Genomic DNA, 19,192 nt, shown 5'->3' with positions numbered 1-19,192 from the left:
AAACGGTTTTCAACATTGGAGATTGACCGCATCATTGGGTTTCATTTTAAGTAATCAGCGCATCTAACTCGCTTGGGCTGACAATCTGTATGCCAAACCTGCTCGAATTGATTGATACCCGGTTTGGGTGCATTATCGCATATGGGCCGGCCTTACTACCAGAGTCGAAAGTGCACAGATAGTCGTGCCCATATGCGTAGTGGGACGCTTGGATGTCCATATCAAACCACTCAGCGACTCTATCTCTAAATTCGGCGAGGAACTTCTTCTTTGATCTGAATTTTATTGGTGAGCCATATTCGGCTAGGAGCCCTTTCCACATTGAATTTGCCGCTATTGGTGACGATGGAAGGGTCGATAGGTGGGTAGCGCCAAGGCCGTGGATTCCAATAAGCTCTGCGTCCAATCTCTTGATAGTTTCTACTCCCGTGTCCGGTTGGAATCGAATATACTCGTGGTAACGGTGTTGCCGTTCGTCGATGAGATAGTTTGTATCCTCGGCCCAGGCGGTTTCTGGAAACTCGATGAAGGTTGTCAACCCTAAACGTGGAGCGTGAAGGACCCTTAGCCCAAGTTGAATTGCTTCAGAAAAAACCCGTATTCTTTCAGACGAAGGTTTTGGCAGTTGGATTGGTATCTTCCCTGATGCGAACTGTCGCAGGAAAGAGTCAAGTCTTTCTTCGTTCGAGATAGCTTCAAGTGATGTCGATGCCTCGGACAGATAGGCATGAATTCTTCCCGATTGTATGGATTCACGTATCACATCAACAGACGCCATGTCTGGGCATGTTTTTTCATACATGTCTGGGCAGGCTAGCGGGTTAATTACATTAGTATCAAACGTGACATGCATGTGGAAACCTCACAATACTTATAACGACTCTATAAAACGGACAGCGCAGTCCGTTTCCTTCTTATAAAAAATCAGCGTGTCCAAATATATCAAGCAACGTGACCCATCGCAATCAAAAGCAATGAATAAAGTAAAATTGGATTACGGAGTTTTAAGGTACATTCAGGCAGAGGTTGTTGGACGCTACAAGACTGTAGACTGTGAACGGTCGAGTAAGAATTGACAATAACATCGGAGGAGGGATCCAATGAATAGGGTGCTCACGGGCGTCGCAGTGTTGTTAGTTGTTTTATTGAGCTGGCAGCCATTCGGCTTGGCGAAACCACGACCGACCAGAAATCCCGCCCCATTTCAGTTTGGATGCGACTGCTCAGGATAGCGGGAGTCAATATTACGCCTCCCACTTATGAACGAGGAGGTCCTGGTGAACTTAAGGGTGGAGAGATTTGGATCGCGATGGAAGGTACGCAGACATAGTTAACTGAAGGAGGAGACTATCGATCCCCGGTATTATAAACGCCGGTGCAATAGTGTCCCTCTAAAGCGGCCGCATTTTTCGGTTGCCGCGGTATAAAAGCACTAATTCTTAACAAATTTGGCGGAAATTAATTATGTTTCCGTTAAATAACCAAGCGCCTTCGCCACGTTTATTGTTTGGCTCAGTAGAAATATCTTGTAAAGCCTTACAACACCGAGATTGACAACATGTCACATCAGAGAACTTTTCAGGCCACAGCATCTTTGAAAACGAACTAACTTCAGGCTTTTCCGAGGCAAAACGTATTGGTCATGATGTTGGTCGGTAGTTTTCCCTTTAGCGTTGCCTGATCTAAATCACGATTTGCGAAGCAAGACGATTCGATTTGTGTTCGTACCTTTTTTCAGATTCTTAATGCCCCAGCAGTTTGAAGTTTTAGTAAAAACCTGATCGTTAATTAGAATCATCACGGGTTTCAAACCTGCTTCAATGGCAGCAGGTACGATTAAGGTTTCAAGTAGTAATTTGCCCCCTCGAACCTCCCCCACTTCAAAGGCAACATACCCCCCAGGAACCAAGATTCGGCGAATTTCAGTAAAAACACACGTCATCTTTGACTTCCATTCGATCGGATCTTTAAACTGCCAAATTTTAATACCTTCGGCATCTATGTTATTAAACCAACATCGAAGCCAATTATCCGTTTGGTAGTCTACCACGTCCAGGAAAGGCGGTGAAGTTACTATTAGATGAACAGATTCGTCTGATATCTCCGGAGTGTTTTCGCAAGAGCTGGTTATTAACAAAAGATCTTTTGCTACCTGACTCATCAGCTCAACCTGACTTGAATCCGCCGTTCTCAAGAGCGAAGAAGACTTAGTAACTATGAGTTTACGCAAATCCCTTTCCTCAGGGACCTGGTGTCGTGCCTCATTTATACGTCGTTGAGATTCAACAGAAACAGCCTGATTTGGGGGCAGAGTATAAACAGAGAAAAAACCCTTGGAGTGTCCGGTAAGTCTGTTCGTTGCAACCATTCTGATCCAGTCATCGACTTGGTCCAGACGACACTCGGAATTCCTTTCAATTAAGTAAGTTCGAAGGTTGGTGATCGCTCGTAGAGTCTTTCGGTGATAAAAGACGAGCAAGTCCTCACATATTTCCGTTTGCCGTTCAAGATCGATACTATCTAGACGTCTACGAACTTCGGAAAGATTCGGCGGGTTCAGCCGCGGTCGCATTAGTATATTACTAAGAGGGTTAATATCGCATCCAATTGGCCTTCTACCTTGCAAGGCGGCTTCTAAAACTGTCGTCCCGCGCCCCATGAATGGATCGTAAACCGCTTGATATGGGCTAGTCAAACGTTGTATGAAAAAACGCGGTAGCTGCGGCTTGAAGCATGCTCGGTAGGATACCTCGTGCAAAGAATGGGCTGCTCTTTGTTTCGATGTCCAAAACTCGTTTATGTAAACGTTAAGATCAACCGAAGCATCCGGAAACGAGGTGACCGTCGTTTTTTTTCCAAAGTCGCAGAACGTCTCGATATCGTATGTGAATTCAGCAAGAGAAAGAACTCTGTTTACACTATTATTCATTTCAAAAAATTGGAGCTGAGTCACCATATTTCACAATCTCTTCAGTAGGTCCAAGACTTTTGGGCGCATAACACTTGTGTTTTTTCTCAAGGATCCAGCCTCCCACCATCGTCTAACAACGTCGACATCTACAATCCAGTAGGGGACAACAGGAAACCGCTCTATATCAGATACTATATATCCCGCAATTTCATTGAGTTTGTCTAGAAATCCTTGTCTTTCGAAGCAACGTCCGGAACCTACCATGTAGCTTGGACAAAAGTAAATTCCGCTGCGAGAGATACTGCGTACCTCCCACTTGTTGTTATTTTGGTCCAGCACATCATAACCGGCCCCTTCGCTGGGGGCTAGTGTCCCGTGGAGCACTTCATATGCAATTCGCCTCTCTAACAAGAAGGACACCCTGCGACCGTCCTTGAAATAAACTTGAACATCATTCTCAGTGAGACGCAGGGAAAGAGCTATTCTGACTAGGTCCCATTTGAATTCTCCGTTTGGATGTGCCACATGGTCCTCGCTTTTAACTGCTTAGTGTTTGGGAATTGTTGCAGCGAAACTTATGGCAAAAAGGGGGTAGTTGAAAAGGATTTTTTTACAGAAGATCGTATTATCAAGCGATATCAGAAATGCGCGACTCCAATTTGTGATTTTTCAGACATTACCGATGACAAAGGTTGTTGGCTTCTGATTATTATGTAGCGACATCGCGTTCTCATTTTGTCTCATTTTTTTGTCAAACTCGGGCTGAGGATTAGATAAATTGGAATGGGAATTTCCACGCCCCCGGTTCCATGACCTAAGACACACATGGAAAACTAATGCGAGACGAAGCGGCATTGATTCAGAGATTAGAGAGTCAATACTAGGTCACAGCAACCGCAGCTTAGATGTATCCGAGAGGTATGGAATTATCAGCGATGACGAACTTGTAGCCGCTATCGACAAATTCACTTACGACCACGGGTTAACCCAAATTCTAGTTGCGTCTAAGGCTGGAAAATAGAATGCTTGATAGCAGCGATGTTAGCAAAATGTTAGCATTTTTGAGATTAAGGTGATTGATGAGTCAGTTTTGGGAGATCTGAAAATTGGAAGTTGTTGGAATCCTTGGTCATTACGTGGTGCCGAGGGACGGAATCGAACCATCGACACAAGGATTTTCAGACACAGAACTAAAACATAAAATGACCTAATATCGGTAAGTTGACTTGTCTTGACCGTTCCGACCTATCACAACAAATCAGCACGTTACAGGACCGATGGACACAAAATGGACACAGGCAGCAATGACGCCCAGGCTCCCTAAATTACCTAAGCCAACCTGTGACCCCGATAATATCAACCCAATCCCATTTTTGCTTAGGTAGATTAAGAGATATTTTTTCTTTGTCGAGAGGCGGTCTACAAAAGATAGCAAAACATCTGACCCGGCCATTTCATAGGTTCCATTGCCCTTACTTTACCGCATGTCCTTTTAAAAAATTCAAGGAGTTAAATGTTTAGTCACGTTTAAGCCAAACATCGCGTATTCCGCGTCTAAAACGCGACCTGGTCGCGGAACTGAGTTAATTAGGGGGAGAATGTTCCACGCAAAATCACGGACGCGTGGTTTTGACCTGGGACGGGGGATTTGACGTGACCGTGATAAGAGATGAACATAATGTTTGTCGTCGCCGCCGCCAATTTTATTCTGATTTGTTTAGAGAAACATTTGTAGACATGCCACCGTCCATTTTTTCTCAGACCTTTAATCTTCCTTTTTGATTAGTGACTGACGATACAACGTAAGACAATTCAAATTCTAAACAGACCAGCCAATCCCTATATGATAAAATATTCTGAGATAGGTTGTGACAAAGAAAGTTATGATCATGAAAATTAAGATTAACATTGGAAAGATGTCTATGATGGCTGATCTGAATGATAGCCCTACGGCCCGTAAGATATTCGAGGTATTGCCGTTGACAACGTCTTTTAATACCTGGGGCGATGAATTTTATTTCTCAATTCCTGTCAATTCTCCATTGGAAGAAACATCAAAAGAGGTTGTAGAGATCGGAGACTTGGGATACTGGCCGCCGGGATCAGCCTTTTGCATCTTTTTCGGGATGACCCCGATGAGCAGTCCGGGTAAAATCGTGCCAGCGTCTGCCGTCAATGTCATCGGAAAATTTCTTGGTGATCCGCGAGATTTTAAGATGGTCATGGGCGAGTCACAAGTTACAGTGGAACCGGCCTAATTTTGGTTCTCGCTCCAAAAGGGTTTTGAATCGAAAGAAAATTTGGAACTGTATAATCATGGCGCTTCATCGGGATGATACAGTATAAATTGCTCTCACGGGCAAAGCACGAAAAATCTTTCTTGCACTGACATCTCACTGCGCTGCATGATGTGACGGTTATAGATGTTTCACAATCAGTGCAAGGTTTGAGAATTTTTCTAATCGGGAGAATAGCTCATGAGCAAATGGACACGACGCAATTTTCTTAAAGCTTCGTCCTTGGCCGTCGCAGGCGGTTCAACCGGAGGGATTGCCTGGGCACGGCCTGTTGACACCAATTCTGACTACAACCCTGTCACAATGGCACTCGGCATCTCCGAAAAGCTTTTCGCTCACGATGGCCTCGCCAGACCAATCCCGACAAAACCCACCGTTTCGGACCTCGCAATGGGGCTAGACCGCACGATGGTGTTAGGTGGTGGGGGAGAGTATTACGTCGCTTGGTATTGCGGATTTTTCCACGGTCTCCTAGAGGTAGGCCTTGACATGAATGGGCTATCTGAGATGGTGGTTGGCACATCGGCCGGCTCCTACATGGGGAGCAGTTTGACTTCAGGGCACTTTCAACGCCTTCGCGCCGAGTTTGAGTTCTTCGGACATTTCCCCAAAATACTTGCCGATATAGCCCCAGTCGTAAGCCCCAATATCAGCCAACAACGTGCGCAGGAAGTGAACATGGGAGTCAAAGATGGTAGCGCCTCATCCATCCGGGCCATCGGACACGCTGCCCTTGCTGCGGACAACAGGGTCAGCGGCGTCAAAGTTGAGCGTTTAGCCGCTTTTTTGACGGGAGATAGCAAGACCGACTGGCCGGTGGCAAAAATGTACACAACTGCAAACGACTGTTATACCGGTGAACGTCTTATTGTGGGGCAGACCGTTGCACGCAAAAATAATATTCCTTTGGCACATGGGGCGGCTGCAAGTTCTTCGCTTCCCGGAGTTATCGGTCCGACTCTGTTGGGGCAGCGCTACTGTATGGATGGAGGCATTGCCGCTACTACTTCGCACTGCGATGTCGTGGCTGGGTCTAAACGCTCTATAATCATTACTCTGACGGATGGCGTAACCGGTGTAAAGTTAACCGGAATACCTCACAACGTTCATGAGGAAGTTAAGGCTCTAGAGGCTACCGGGACTAAGGCATTGTGGATCGTAGCAGGCACTCCCTCGGGCGTAAATCTTATGGATCCAACACAAATAGAACCCGCAATGAGGACGGGATATGAGCGTGCCAGAAAAGAAGCGGAGGAGATCAGAAAGTTTTGGGCATGACAGTCTGAAGGAATGGCCACTTTGACAGGGTCCTTTTGATGCAGATAGACGACTCGGTGGAGATGTCTGCATCGTGACTGAAGAGTATGAGCATCGGCATTTAGACTATGGCAAATCGACCAATTAATTGTATCGTCAAGTTTTAAACCTAACATCGCGTATTCCGAGTCTGTAACGCGACCTGGTCGCAGATGTGGTTCATGTAGGGGAATATTAGAAGCAAAATCAAAGACGCGTGGTTTTGACCAGGGACGAAGGATTTGATGTGACGGTAATAAGAGATGAATACAAAGTCTCTTTGTCGTCATCGCCGCTTCTTTCTCTTCCTTCTGTTTAGAGCAGCTTTACCACTTATGTCATTGTCCAATTTTTCCAGACCAGCTATAAAATGCCTTTTCAATAGCCGGTATATGTAATTTTCCCATAATTCCGCCACATCCACGAAAAAAGACATCCCCTTAAACCTAGGTCGGTCTCCCACAGCGGTGGCTCTAAAATTCGCTATCACCTTTTGACTTGCTTCCATCAATAGTCGATAGCTGGAATTCATGTGAGTATAAGTGATATTTCGGATTTGCTCCGAATCTACAATCCCATCCGACACTCCCAGGGAAGCAAGCTTGGTGTCATATACAGACACATCCTGTAGGAAACTTGAGTTTCCATGTTTTCGGAGCAGTCTGTAGGAGTAACGGATTGTCTTATTAATAATATTGTCAAATGCAAGTTCGCGATATTTACAATAGATACGGCTCTAATCGATCCAGTTTTCTCTGATGTTGTGTTCGGGCAGAACCCAACTCTAGCGGGGCGGCTCGCCCCCTTTATTCGCCGGAAAGGCCTTTGCCCTCTGCTGCAGGGTGTTGACATTCCGTGACTTCGAGACCAATACTGATTTGCTTGAGAATGAGTAAGTTAATGTTTATGAAAAATGTTTGTTTTTTGTTTGTGATACAGCAATCGGCGACATAATGACGAAACGCCTTACGGACTGAGGTATTGGGTATGCGTATTGCTATGTTGGCCCCGATAGCGTGGCGAACTCCCCCTCGACACTACGGACCATGGGAACGGGTTGTCTCCCTCCTCACAGAAGGTCTTGTCGCAAGAGGCATTGACGTCACACTTTTCGCCACGGCGGATTCGGAAACAAGTGGGAAAATCCACGCAATTGTTCCAAGACCTTATGAGGAAGACAAGAGTCTGATTCCCAAAGTCTGGAAATCTCTTCATATTAGTGAGGTCTTCGAGAGAGCTGAAGATTTTGACCTGATCCACAATCATTTTGATTTCCTGCCTCTCACATACTCCGGCCTTGTGACAAGGCCAGTTCTTACCACGATCCATGGCTTCTCCTCTGATAAGATTCTACCCGTTTACAAAAAATACGACGAAAAAAGTTATTATGTATCAATCAGCGACTCCGATCGCTCCCCCGAACTTACCTATTGCGCAACGATTCACCATGGAATAGACTTGGAAGCTTTCACTTTTAACCCGTTCGGTGGAGAATACCTTCTATTCTTTGGCAGAATTCATCATGACAAAGGTGTCCGAGAAGCGATTCAGATAGCTCGACTGACGAACAGGGATTTGTTGATCGCGGGAATAATTCAGGACGAGCAATATTTTGAAACTGAGGTTAAGCCGCACCTGAATGACAGCCAGATAAAGTATTTGGGAAGCGTCGGCCCAGACCGTCGGGACAGCCTTCTTGGCGAGGCGGCGTGTCTTTTACATCCAATAAACTTTAATGAGCCTTTCGGTTTGTCCGTTGTTGAGGCCAATGCGTGTGGTACACCAGTAATAGCGTTCTCACGGGGCTCCATGCCGGAAATCATAACAGAGGGTGTTAATGGTTTCCTTGTATCGACCGTGTCCGAGGCGGTCGATGCCGTGGAAAGGATCCATACCATATCCCGTCCCGCCTGCCGAGAAGTCGTGGAAAAACGATTCTCGAGAGATCGCATGGTTGACGATTATTTGAAAGTGTACAATCGGATCGTGGAAGAAACTAAAACAGTTGATCGCCGCCCATGGGGATACTATGAAGTTCTCTCCGACCTTCCAGATCACAAGGTGAAACGTATTGTGGTCTACCCGGGAAAGAGGCTGAGCTTGCAGCGCCATCAGCGCCGCAGCGAGAATTGGACAATTGTAAGCGGCCACCCTGTCGTTACACTGGACAGTGAACAGATCCCATTAGGTCCAGTTGATTCTATACAGATTCCCAAGCAAGCGAAACACCGCATCTCCAACCCTGGTCCTGATGACGTGGTTTTCGTGGAAGTGCAAACGGGTGATTACTTTGGTGAAGACGACATTGAACGTTTTGAAGACGATTTCGGTCGGGTGTAGGTGTGTAGTCAATGGCCATTTATCACAAGGACCCCATAGTCCGTCGCTTCGAAGGTAACCCGATCCTCACGAAGGATCATGTCCCATACCCAGTTGTGACAGTCCACAATGCGGCGGCAGTCAAAATTCGGGGGGAATACATACTGGTTTTCCGTTCGCATCTCAGGAATGGCCGTTCCATACTGGGATTGGCGAGGAGCAAAGACGGCTACAATTTCACGGTTGACCCGGCGCCCTTCATGGTGCCTGCGAGAGAAGGCGTTTTCGCTGAGTATGAGGAATTCGGAATTGAAGATCCTCGTATATGTCAAATTGACGATGATTTTCTCATCACTTACAGCGCTTATTCCAGGCATGGTGTAAGAATAGGTCTTGGCAAAACTTCTGATTTTAGGTCCGTTGAACGAGTAGCCCTGATCACGCAAGCTGATTGTCGCAATGTCGTGATCTTTCCCGGCAAGTTTCAAGGGCGATTTGCTCGTCTTGACCGCCCGCACACTGAAATAGCTCCGTGGTCTATCTGGATCTCCTTTTCCCCTGATCTTGTTCACTGGGGTGATTCTCGAGTGATCATGAAGCCTGCCCCTTACCATTGGGATCAGATGAAAGTCGGCCCGGGAGCAACGCCTTTTCGGACATCCAAAGGCTGGCTTCATATATATCACGGGGTCTTCCAGACCATGGATGGAGCGGTTTATCGGCTGGGCGTGGCGCTGCACGATCTTGAAGATCCAGCAAAGATTCTTGGCGTTGCTGACGAGTGGATTCTTCAACCCGAGGACCCATGGGAGGTGTCGGGTTATGTTCACAACGTTGTCTTTACCTGTGGCGCAATCCCCGAAGAAGATGGCACTGTGAAGATCTATTGGGGTGGAGCTGATACCGTAATGTGCATGGGAACGGCAGTGATAGATGATCTGGTAGATTTATGCCTGAAAGTTCCGCGACCCCCCGATTAACCTAAGTCTTGGTCCCCAGTCTTTACAAATAAGTTTCTATGAACCAGAACTACTTTATCGATTCTTTGAGGGCCTTTGCTGCGGTAAACTTTGGAACTTTGGTTTCCGGGATGTTGAGTTTTTCCTGGGTGCGGGGATTCAAACCTGTCCGAGCTTGTCTGACAATTACTGAGAACTTTCCGAATCCCGGTAATGAGATCTCATCGCCCGCAACCAACACGTCAGAAATAGCCGAAAAGACCAGATCAATCGATTCTGAAGCGAGTTTTTTCGTCATCTGGCCCTTCTCTGCAAGTTTGTCCACCATTTCAGCTTTTGTCATGTCCGTTCCTCCCTCGAAATTGTAGTTGTGTTCCGCCAAAAATATGAATTGGGGCTATATAAGGCACTACCGTCGAGAGTGTCAAGAGGAATAAAGGGAATCTGCTGCGTCAAGTCGATTATGCAGCCAATTGAACGAGAATTTGAATCCTGGAAAGAAGTAATGGTCTACTAATTGATTTAGCCATCAAAGATGTGACCGACAAGGACCTGACGGAGAAGGAGCGTTTAGCGATTGTCTATCAGAAAGTTCGAGAACAACTCCCAAGACCGTTGAAATCTCTAGTAAACACTTCGATTGAGGCGGCGTTGCGTTTTTATAAGAGGGCGTAATTTCTTTCTTTCAAGGTTTCCTTATGAGTCCCATCTGTTCAAAATGTCGATCAAATGAAGAAACCTCATCAATATCAAGCTCTTTCATAGCTGCATAGGAAGTACAATCTGTAAAAGACCAACACTTGTCCTGATTGTATTTTTCAAAAATATTCCATGCCTTTTCAACGATATTCTCTGATAGTTGAATAACCTGAAGCACGCCGGCTTTTATCAACATTTCTAACTGCCTGTGAAAGGCTACAGTCCTTTCATATCCTATGTTTATCAATAGAAGGGTATAAGTTTGATCCAGGATATAATTAGATGTGATCAATTCGTATCGATTTGCGATTTCATCTTTAAAAATCATGGCTGTTTTTCGTATAGGTAAAGATCATGGTTTTCGGAAGCGTCCTGAAGGCAACCTGCTTGACCCTCTTTCCCCATTGCCTTGAAAACAGACCATCCCTGGTCCATAGACAATGACTTTGTTTCTTTAACCGAGAGAATGACATGAACGAAAGAATCCGGTTCAAGCTTCAATTGTCGCCGCACGGTTTCAGGCAAATAGATATGCCCATCATCCATAATCTTACCGATATATTCGATCTGTTCCATGAGCTATCTCCTTCAGACTTCGTATATATTTCAATACGGACCTCTTTACCTATATTACACTATGGCGCCAAAAATTAAACACAAATAGAGAACACAAGATACCATCGCTGAGATTGAGAGCCATGATTCCAACGACTTCTTCGTGAATGGAGACCGGATGGAACGCTTACATAATCGCTATAACATTCATTAAGCGCAATATATACTTAATTGCATATTGGCCAAGAGTTGCACGGTTTTCTGACCTTTCGAGCAATTAAGGCTGGCCAGGACAAATGTCCAGTTCATGTCATTTAATGTAAAAGGGGCGTCAATAAAGAAGCCCGGAGCCCTATACCTTGACTGAAAATGGTTCAATCAAACGGACTTCAGGAATTGGGCGGTTCTCCGCCGCTCCCGCTGGTAGAGCGTATTGAATGGTTGCAACAACAGATCCTGAACCGTGAAATCCTCATACCCCTTGAACGTACTCCCAATCGGGACATTCCGGGCTTCGACAACTAGCGTCTCATGGATCTCAACTCTCTCTGTCTTGTTCCGCTTGGCGCGTCTTCTCTCCCTACGTTGTGTACCTTTGTTTATACTCTCGCCCAGCGTAGAAGGCTTGATTCGAGGTCTGGGATTATTACCTTTGAGTCTGGCTATCTCGTCTCTCAGCCCTTGAATAAGCTCCTGCTGGATCTGGACAATCTCCGAAAGGGCCGCCACCGAAGGCGTGAGTTCCTTATCAGAAATTTCAGGGATCTTTACGATGACGCTCATAAAGCCCTTAAAGAATATTCCAATCCCTGTGTCGCGCCTTTTTTATTTTCTCATCAAATAATGTCAATATGGCCGGGATCCCACTTCGGCCCAAAACCTCGACCATCAGGCCAAACTAATATATCCAGGCATGGGTTTCTTACCCGGCGTTATTGAGAAGTTACAAATAGAAAATATAACTAATTGATTTATTTGGTACGCCCGGCAGGATTCGAACCTGCGACCTACGGATTCGAAGTCCGGCGCTCTATCCAGCTGAGCTACGGGCGCAGAGAGGCTTAAATTGTGGTGGGGAGAGCGATGGGACTCGAACCCACGACCGCAGGGGCCACAACCCTGAACTCTGCCAACTGAGCTACGCCCTCCACACCTCTATAGTTACAAAGCTTGACGGAACAAGTCAACCACGAATATCTCAATTGACTCTTTCTTCGTCTCTCATTGCCCCCCTAACCTTTAAATGATCTTAATGTTCCAACCCGTAGATCATCCCGATATTGGCCCGTGGATTGCGCAATACAACTCCATAAGTCTGGAATGATATCAGCCATCGCTGGTATCGTCCCTGGGTAGAAATTTCTTTTCTCTCCATTCTGTCGTTCGCGTAATAACCATATTTGGCTGCCTCGAAATTTACGATTATCAACGTGTCGGGTCTCATGTAACGTTCGGGGAGAATTGGAAAACTCTTTCCTATTTTAGAATCAAAGTGGTCTACATAAAAACCTATTCCCGTGTCAGATCGCTCTGTCTGTCTATAACTGATGTCAAAATCGTGAATGTATCGGCTGATCAACGGGTGACACACGATCCACCAGTCTCCCTGGTTCAGGTCCGCCTGTTCATCCAGCCAGAGACTCAGAGCAAGGTTGTCAAGATCATCCTTTACCAGAACCTGCGACGCCTTATTCACATATACTTTGGGATTTGGGACCTCCGACTGTGTAACCAGAGGCCAGGAGCACAATCCACACATGGTGGATTCTTCCGTCTTGTTTCCGTAAACAAAGCCGGACCCGTCGTGAAAAGGCCTGGATCTCAATACCGCGTAAGCAAGCTGTCTTCTCAATTTTTCCAGCAATGAAGATATTTGGTGTTCAACCTCATTGCCCACTATTTCGTACTTGGTGTTTTTTCTCGTCTTGGGAATTTCAAAGGTCTCCGCGTGAATTTGTGTTCCTACCTCACGGAAGGTCCTTTCCAGGGATCGGGGATCCTCAGCGTCCCGATAATCCGACCACGCTTCCGCAATTATGTCCCATGCAGTTTCGATGAGGTCATCACTCAGGATGCTCCCACCATACGGTGAAATGGTGGCGCTCAGGCCATTAAGGGAAATGACCTTGACCTGGGAGCCGTCCATCGGCCTCTCAAGGATGGTCCCTTCCCTGATCACCTTGCGAACCAATTCAGAGTCAATATTCTTTCCGAACAAACGGCCCGAAAAGGTCATAGTCGATTCATCCAGCATAGCCGATATCTGAGATGGATAACCCCACTCCTCCATCCAGCGAATCACCGGGCCGGACGCCGGCGGGCCGATCCCAATTTTGGAAAGAGCGTCACTTTGTCCCTGAACTATTTTGTCCAGTCCTACCAACAGGAATTTCTGCAACATTCGCTCAGACGCCTGGTCACTTTGAGTCCAAAGCTTGAGAAAATCGCTCACGTCAGCGGCCATTCTTGATTTTCCTTTCTTTCGTTGAGATTGAAGTGACGAACAAGAAGAGATGATTAATGGGATTTATTACAGCCGATTTAATAAGCTATGTTTCCCCCCCAATTTCATTATGTTTGACAGGAAACCGCTGAACAAGCGCTGATTCTAAAAGAGCGATATTTTATGTAATGCTGGTATGTTACAAGCAAGCAGGAAAGTATGTAACATGTAGGACTTCAAAACGACGGCAAGAACGCCGCTTAGAATGGATCGCACCGAAGCTTAGGGCTCATGCGTTTAATTGAAACGAAGATTACGATCTGAACCGAAGTTCGATCTTTACAGGGGTGTCCCCGGCTAATTCCCGAGCAGCCACCTCGATTCGAGAATATTGACCTGAATTGTGGACAATCCCTCGTACCAGGAGTTCAGTTTCAGTGCAATCAACTTCTAGTGTGGGGACATAAAGTTTAGTGTCTATAGTGAGTCCAGCCTTTACTCTAGCCGCTATAGCTCTCATTTTGAGAATATTCTGCGCTCTGTCCGTTTTTAACTTGTCTTTGGCTAAAAGCGCTTCTTTTACAATGACGACAATTTTTTCATGGGGAATTGCGCCGGTGTCGAACACCGCGTCATAAGAACCAGGATCATTCATGTCTCTACCATATAAAGCGCTGACAAATCCTGCTCTTTCACGATCCGTCTTTTTAGCGATAGACATCGCTTTCTTGGTATCAACAGACTCCCACTGCGCTATCCTCTCTATTCGTTGTTCGATCGGGGCCACAAACCGGACCCGATATGCATGCGGGACGTCTTCAAGAAGAAAATTTGATCCCCTACCAGCCAAGATTACATTGTCCTGAAGGGCATGACGAAGAAGGATACTTTGAAGAAGAGCCCCAAAACCTTTGAAGGACCAGTCATACTTTTCCCATGTGGTGGGAGTGCTTTGGTCGAACTCGTTGGCCCATTTCTCCCATTTTCCCCCTCTCTCCCGTATTTCGTTCATGATAATTTTTTTGTCGGCATAGGAATAATGCAATGCCGCTGCAATTTCGTAGCGGATTTCCCTTATGCCGCTTCCGAACTGTCTTGAAATGGTCCAAATCGCCATTATTGCCTCACTGACAAAATCGTCTTTAGGGGAAAAATGTCTCTAGCCATAGTAATTCTGATCTAAATTACTTACAAGATTTTTCCTTTAGAGGAGGTTATGGGAATGGCATTCAACCTCTCTTGACCTATTCTTGGTATGACAGTGTTCGCAATACTGAACAACTGGAAGGATCGGCTGTCCCACGGCGCAATCAGTTACAGACGGGAATGTAAGTCAACCGTCAGTATAAAAACAATGGACAACCAACAGGAAAAAGCTTGAAATATTCACTATAAAGTATACATTTTTACAAACCCTTTATCGATTGTGTTGGTTTCGGGTTTGCGCCATCCAAGAATCATTTGCCGGCAAAATATGACTCACGGCGTTCACCTAGAAGAACAACCGGCAATGACTGACCACGTCTAAACAGAATTGGCGACAGCCGAAATATCGAACGAAAGGCATGCCGATCATGGATTTCGGTATACTTGGGACGATCAATTTAAATTGGGAATTCTTCACTGCCCTTGTCAGTATTATTGTCATTAATATTGTGCTTTCCGGCGATAACGCGGTGGTTATCGCCATGGCGGTCAGGTCCCTGCCTCGCGCTCAACGGCAAAAAGGAATTTTGGTGGGGGCGGCTGGAGCAGTAGTACTTAGAGTGATTCTGACATTCTTTGTCGCCCGTTTCCTCCAGACCCCATACCTGAAACTAATCGGCGGGGCCCTCATCCTATGGCTCGCAGTAAAACTCTTTGTGGATACCAATCCCGAAAACGACTCGGACAAGGAAGCGTCAACAATCTGGCAGGCGTTGAAGATCATTGTGATCGCCGACATAACCATGTCTCTGGACAATATGCTGGGAGTGGGAGCAGCTTCAAAAGGCAACCTGTTTCTTCTGATTTTCGGCCTTACCACCAGCATTCCGATAATGATCTTCACGAGCAATCTTCTCTCCATGCTCATGGACAAGTATCCGATAATTATTACTATCGGCGCTGCGCTCCTGGGAAAAGTTGGAGCCGAGATGATTGTGACGGATCCAGTCTTAGAACAATTTCTCCCTCACAGTGAGTTGTTCATTTACTTGATTGAGGCAATTTCAGCAATCGGGGTCGTCATGATAGGTAAGCTCTGGGTGTGGGCCGGCGCCCTGGAAAAGAATCATTGAGTTCATGCCGCGCGTGAATCAGTCCTCTATCGAGATGAACAACTCCCCCAAGAGCCTGTTGAAATATTAGGCGATTCAGTTTGTTGGGCGCCTCTTGCAGCCGGAAGATATTCAAAGTATCACTGGCGCAGGGCGCGCTGAAAAACAATATATATCTAATGAAGGTTGTATGATAACATCGTTTGTTCCTATGAAGCATTCAACAGACGTTTTTATGGACAAAGCATTGAGACGATCTATTTCCGCCGCTGTTCTCGTCATAATGGTCATGTTGCTCGTGGGGACAACGAGCGCTCAAGATTACCTCGACTATTATGAACGGGGCGAATTCGCGCTCCGTGTAGAGAAATGGGACAGCGCAATAGATTTTTTTTCAAAATCGATCGCTGACAACCCCAGTTTTTTTGTGGCTTACCATAATCGGGCAATCGCGTATTCGAAGAAAGGTGAATATGACAAAAGTATCGCGGACCTGAAAAAGGCGGTTCAGCTAAACCCGGATTATCCTGACGCTTACGGTTTGATGGGACTTCTTTACGAGATAAAGAAGAATTACGCGTCAGCGCTTGAAGCCTATAAGGAAGCCTCTTCAAGAGAGAAACGACCCGCGGCCAAGAAACTGTTGCAAAAATACATACAGGATATGGAAGCCAAGATAAAGAAACCTGCCGGAAATTGAGAAGAAATGTAGTTGATTTTCCGAATTTACTGTTATACTGGTTTGCAAGAGTCACAGTGGAGATATTCGGCTTGTTTTTTACCCTTATGGGTGGTAACATCATTAAGATTAGATAATGTGTCCGGTGTTGTCCCGGCTAACTTGAATAAAGGAGGGCTCTATAATATGCCTACGCTTGAAATTGAAGGCAGAACCTTTGACGTTGATGAAGACGGTTTCCTTCAAGATCCGGATCTCTGGAATGAAGAAGTTGCGTCTCTGTTCGCGAAGACCGAAGGTATTGATGAAATGACCGAAGAGCATTGGAAGGTTGTTCACTACCTGAGAAATTACTACCTGGAATTCAACATTGCTCCGATGATTCGTAAAGTGTGCAAGGATACAGGATTCAAGCTGAAAAAAATCTACGAGCTGTTTCCCTCAGGACCAGCCAAAGGCGCATGTAAGGTGGCGGGCTTGCCGAAACCTACAGGGTGCGTTTAACTTCCTCCCCTTTTATCCCCAAGGAGTTCTAAACGCCCGCATCTTCGAGCGGGCGCCGACTCCCGGGGAGTTCACTCATTATCGTCGACTGGTCCCTTGTCTTCACAGGTTCTGCTTTTTCTTATTATATTCTTTGTTGGTGGGACTATTGCGATTGGTAAACATTTCCTTTCCTGGAAACTCAGCAAAGTCTCGGCGGAAATTGCGCGCGAACTTCGGGGCAAAGGCGCTCTAGGGCCGTTTACCGCAGTGGACCTGTCTTTACCCAATCAGCGTTTCACGCTTTTCGGCCTGACGGATTACCGCTCAATGGCTTTAAAATATATGGTGGAGGATAACATCGTGGGGAAAACCTGGCAGGGGAAATTCTATCTTCTAAGAGAGCGCTTCTGATGATATGCGCCCAACTTTGGTTAACGCCCCAATTACGCGTAACTGTTTCAAAACATCCATAATGAATTGGGATTCCAAGATTTCCGCAAGTCTAGCAGCTATAGGTTGAGGTCAACGCGAAGGCCCGGGAATGGGGCTCAAGAGCGTTTAGTCCGGAATTAAAACCGTACGGAGTAGTTTCCAGTTTCTATCCAAAAGACTTTTCTTCACTTTTATCTTGGCGCCGGTTTTTTTTCTTTCTCGACCTTACGTTTTTCCTCATCCCTGATTTCTCGACGCAACAATTTCCCTACTTTAGATTTTGGCAACATGTCGCGGAATTCTATGTATGAAGGGACTTTGTAGGAAGCGAGCTTTTCCTTGCAGAAGTTAATCAGATCAGTAGCGCCTACCCCCTTTGCATCGTCTTTCAGCACAACTATAGCCTTGACCCGTTCACCCACTTTCGGGTCTGGAACCCCTACAACGCATGCTCCGACTACTACAGGATGATCCTGGAGGACCGCCTCGACCTCGGACGCGGACACTCGATATCCTTTGTGCTTTAAAATATCTGCGGAACGTTCTACATAGGTGATACTACCCTCGGCGTTGTGAGTGACAAAATCACTGGTCCTATAGTAACTCTCTCCATCAATGTCCACGAATGACCTGGCCGTTTCTTCAGGCTTGTTCAGGTATGCCTTTATGGAATAATCCGAAGTAACAAGCAGTTCTCCGACTTCTCCTGGCGATACTGGTTCGAGGGTATCCGGATCAACGATCTTGACGCGTCTTGAAGGAAGAGGTTTTCCGATGGACATCTGGTCCGGTTCACCATCGTCAATACGACTGTAACAGATGTGGCCCGCTTCAGTGGACCCATAAACCTGATATATCGGCCAGCCTACCCTCTTTTTCCATCGCTGTATGACTTCCCGTGGGAGAACGTCGCCGCCGCAATAGCAGTATCGCAGCGACTTCAAATCGTAGGTATCCTGCCGGTCATTCTCCAGAATCATCCGGTACAACGCCGGCACACCGAGCATCCACCTAACTCTGTATCTCTCTATCGCAGACAGTATCGCGTCCACCTGAGGCACAGGCATTAACACTGTCGTGTTACCGCAGTTCAGACCAACCGCCATTAAGAGTCCGAGGGCCATGATGTGGAACAGCGGGTTTATCGCAATGTAAACGTCAGAGCCTGATTTGAGATGGTTGGCGAAAACAACATCCGTGATATCGTTAACATAGGAAGTATGCCCCCAATGGTTGCCGGCTACGCCCTTTGGGAATCCGGTAGTGCCACCTGTATAAAGAATGTATGAGAGATCTTTTACCGGATCTATCTCCACTTCGGGGGGATTTGGGTCGGATTTGAGCAGGCTTCGAAAAGGAATAGTCTCAGGCCCTCCTTTGACTTTCCCGTGAGGGGCCTTGTCAAATAGGGCAGCGATTGCTCTTTTCGGAACAGACACCAGATCCAGCAGGTTCGTATAAACTATGTGCCGTAATCCAGTTGTCCCCATTGTTTCTCGGACATATCCGTAATTGGTGTCATGACAGATTACAACTCTAGCTTGCGAGTCGTTTATCATATACTCAAGTTCATGGGATGTATAAATTGGCGAAACAAGAACTACGACGGCGCCGATTTTCTGGGCGGCCAGATACGCGATAATCATCTGGATTGAGTTGGACAGATAAAGCAGCACACGGTCACCCTTGTTAACTCCAAGGTCTGTAAGGCCGTTAGCGAAACGGTAGACTTTGTTTCTTAATGCGCTGTATGAGAACCTGTCGCCCAAAAAAATTACGGCTGTGGAATCGGGATACTTCTGACATGCGGATTCAAATCTGGAGAATGTATATTCATGGTTCATAGGGGGAATACCTC

General features: G+C 46.2%; 20 protein-coding genes and 2 tRNA genes. 9 read left to right on the top strand and 13 right to left on the bottom strand.

The annotated features are described in order from the left end of the window. Nucleotides 1–46: 46 nt before the first annotated feature. The 3 genes from WC647_10120 to WC647_10110 form a co-directional block, all read right to left on the bottom strand. On the bottom strand, nucleotides 47–853 hold the full coding sequence (locus tag WC647_10120; protein ID MFA6222654.1) for a hypothetical protein: 807 nt from the start codon (nucleotides 851–853) through the stop codon (nucleotides 47–49). Nucleotides 854–1,687: 834 nt separating this feature from the next. Further along, nucleotides 1,688–2,572 carry a hypothetical protein gene (locus WC647_10115; protein ID MFA6222653.1) on the bottom strand — a complete coding sequence of 295 codons (885 nt, stop codon included), beginning with the start codon at nucleotides 2,570–2,572 and terminating at the stop codon, nucleotides 1,688–1,690. Between the two features lie 387 nt (nucleotides 2,573–2,959). Beyond that, entirely contained in the window at nucleotides 2,960–3,436 is a 477-nt protein-coding gene (locus WC647_10110) for a hypothetical protein (GenBank protein ID MFA6222652.1), read from the bottom strand. Between the two features lie 253 nt (nucleotides 3,437–3,689). Here WC647_10110 and WC647_10105 point away from each other — a divergent pair, with 253 nt between their 5' ends. The 3 genes from WC647_10105 (at nucleotide 3,690) to WC647_10095 (ending at nucleotide 6,486) form a co-directional block, all read left to right on the top strand. Next, entirely contained in the window at nucleotides 3,690–3,932 is a 243-nt protein-coding gene (locus WC647_10105; GenBank protein ID MFA6222651.1) for a hypothetical protein, read from the top strand. Between the two features lie 847 nt (nucleotides 3,933–4,779). Continuing rightward, the gene (locus WC647_10100) at nucleotides 4,780–5,169 is read left to right on the top strand and encodes a cyclophilin-like fold protein (GenBank protein ID MFA6222650.1); all 390 of its coding nucleotides are present in this window, start codon (nucleotides 4,780–4,782) and stop codon (nucleotides 5,167–5,169) included. A 219-nt stretch (nucleotides 5,170–5,388) separates the two neighbouring features. Next, complete coding sequence (locus WC647_10095; GenBank protein MFA6222649.1) at nucleotides 5,389–6,486, top strand: patatin-like phospholipase family protein; 1,098 nt, start codon at nucleotides 5,389–5,391, stop codon at nucleotides 6,484–6,486. Between the two features lie 304 nt (nucleotides 6,487–6,790). On the opposite strand, the gene WC647_10090 is transcribed toward WC647_10095, so the two are convergent. Continuing rightward, nucleotides 6,791–7,234: a hypothetical protein gene (locus tag WC647_10090; GenBank protein ID MFA6222648.1), complete on the bottom strand. Its 444-nt coding sequence runs from the start codon at nucleotides 7,232–7,234 to the stop codon at nucleotides 6,791–6,793. 257 nt (nucleotides 7,235–7,491) lie between these two features. Between WC647_10090 and WC647_10085 the strand changes: the two genes are divergently transcribed. Beyond that, a complete protein-coding gene (locus WC647_10085; GenBank protein MFA6222647.1) occupies nucleotides 7,492–8,844 on the top strand; it encodes a glycosyltransferase in 1,353 nt (450 codons plus the stop codon). A gap of 11 nt (nucleotides 8,845–8,855) precedes the next feature. Beyond that, nucleotides 8,856–9,803 (top strand): glycoside hydrolase family 130 protein, encoded by a 948-nt coding sequence (locus tag WC647_10080; GenBank protein MFA6222646.1) that lies wholly within the window; start codon nucleotides 8,856–8,858, stop codon nucleotides 9,801–9,803. Nucleotides 9,804–9,852: 49 nt separating this feature from the next. Here WC647_10080 and WC647_10075 read toward each other — a convergent pair whose 3' ends face one another. From WC647_10075 to WC647_10040, 8 genes are all read right to left on the bottom strand, one after another. Beyond that, nucleotides 9,853–10,125 carry an HU family DNA-binding protein gene (locus WC647_10075; protein MFA6222645.1) on the bottom strand — a complete coding sequence of 91 codons (273 nt, stop codon included), beginning with the start codon at nucleotides 10,123–10,125 and terminating at the stop codon, nucleotides 9,853–9,855. A gap of 342 nt (nucleotides 10,126–10,467) precedes the next feature. After that, nucleotides 10,468–10,809 carry a PIN domain-containing protein gene (locus WC647_10070; protein ID MFA6222644.1) on the bottom strand — a complete coding sequence of 114 codons (342 nt, stop codon included), beginning with the start codon at nucleotides 10,807–10,809 and terminating at the stop codon, nucleotides 10,468–10,470. Beyond that, entirely contained in the window at nucleotides 10,806–11,057 is a 252-nt protein-coding gene (locus tag WC647_10065; GenBank protein ID MFA6222643.1) for a hypothetical protein, read from the bottom strand. The genes WC647_10070 and WC647_10065 overlap by 4 nt, the downstream gene beginning before the upstream one ends. A 357-nt stretch (nucleotides 11,058–11,414) precedes the next feature. After that, a complete protein-coding gene (locus WC647_10060; protein ID MFA6222642.1) occupies nucleotides 11,415–11,819 on the bottom strand; it encodes a hypothetical protein in 405 nt (134 codons plus the stop codon). A gap of 193 nt (nucleotides 11,820–12,012) precedes the next feature. Then, nucleotides 12,013–12,089, bottom strand: a tRNA-Arg gene (locus WC647_10055). A 19-nt stretch (nucleotides 12,090–12,108) separates the two neighbouring features. Next, nucleotides 12,109–12,184, bottom strand: a tRNA-His gene (locus tag WC647_10050). Between the two features lie 101 nt (nucleotides 12,185–12,285). Next, complete coding sequence (locus WC647_10045; protein MFA6222641.1) at nucleotides 12,286–13,500, bottom strand: DUF5309 family protein; 1,215 nt, start codon at nucleotides 13,498–13,500, stop codon at nucleotides 12,286–12,288. 292 nt (nucleotides 13,501–13,792) lie between these two features. Then, nucleotides 13,793–14,596 carry a cytidylate kinase-like family protein gene (locus tag WC647_10040; protein ID MFA6222640.1) on the bottom strand — a complete coding sequence of 268 codons (804 nt, stop codon included), beginning with the start codon at nucleotides 14,594–14,596 and terminating at the stop codon, nucleotides 13,793–13,795. A 448-nt stretch (nucleotides 14,597–15,044) separates the two neighbouring features. Between WC647_10040 and WC647_10035 the strand changes: the two genes are divergently transcribed. From WC647_10035 to WC647_10020, 4 genes are all read left to right on the top strand, one after another. After that, entirely contained in the window at nucleotides 15,045–15,758 is a 714-nt protein-coding gene (locus WC647_10035; protein MFA6222639.1) for a TerC family protein, read from the top strand. 169 nt (nucleotides 15,759–15,927) lie between these two features. Continuing rightward, nucleotides 15,928–16,437 carry a tetratricopeptide repeat protein gene (locus WC647_10030; protein ID MFA6222638.1) on the top strand — a complete coding sequence of 170 codons (510 nt, stop codon included), beginning with the start codon at nucleotides 15,928–15,930 and terminating at the stop codon, nucleotides 16,435–16,437. Nucleotides 16,438–16,602: 165 nt separating this feature from the next. Next, a complete protein-coding gene (locus WC647_10025; GenBank protein ID MFA6222637.1) occupies nucleotides 16,603–16,920 on the top strand; it encodes a TusE/DsrC/DsvC family sulfur relay protein in 318 nt (105 codons plus the stop codon). 96 nt (nucleotides 16,921–17,016) lie between these two features. Further along, nucleotides 17,017–17,313, top strand: coding sequence for a hypothetical protein (locus WC647_10020; protein MFA6222636.1), 297 nt, complete (start codon nucleotides 17,017–17,019; stop codon nucleotides 17,311–17,313). A gap of 212 nt (nucleotides 17,314–17,525) precedes the next feature. Here WC647_10020 and WC647_10015 read toward each other — a convergent pair whose 3' ends face one another. After that, nucleotides 17,526–19,178: an AMP-binding protein gene (locus tag WC647_10015; protein ID MFA6222635.1), complete on the bottom strand. Its 1,653-nt coding sequence runs from the start codon at nucleotides 19,176–19,178 to the stop codon at nucleotides 17,526–17,528. Nucleotides 19,179–19,192: the final 14 nt, after the last annotated feature.

It is taken from the genome of Desulfomonilaceae bacterium (genome assembly GCA_041662605.1).
In the GTDB taxonomy this organism is placed as follows: Bacteria; Desulfobacterota; Desulfomonilia; order Desulfomonilales; family Desulfomonilaceae; genus CAJBEZ01.
Note: the sequence above shows the minus strand (reverse complement) of the source record. Positions and strands in the feature narration are given on the sequence as shown.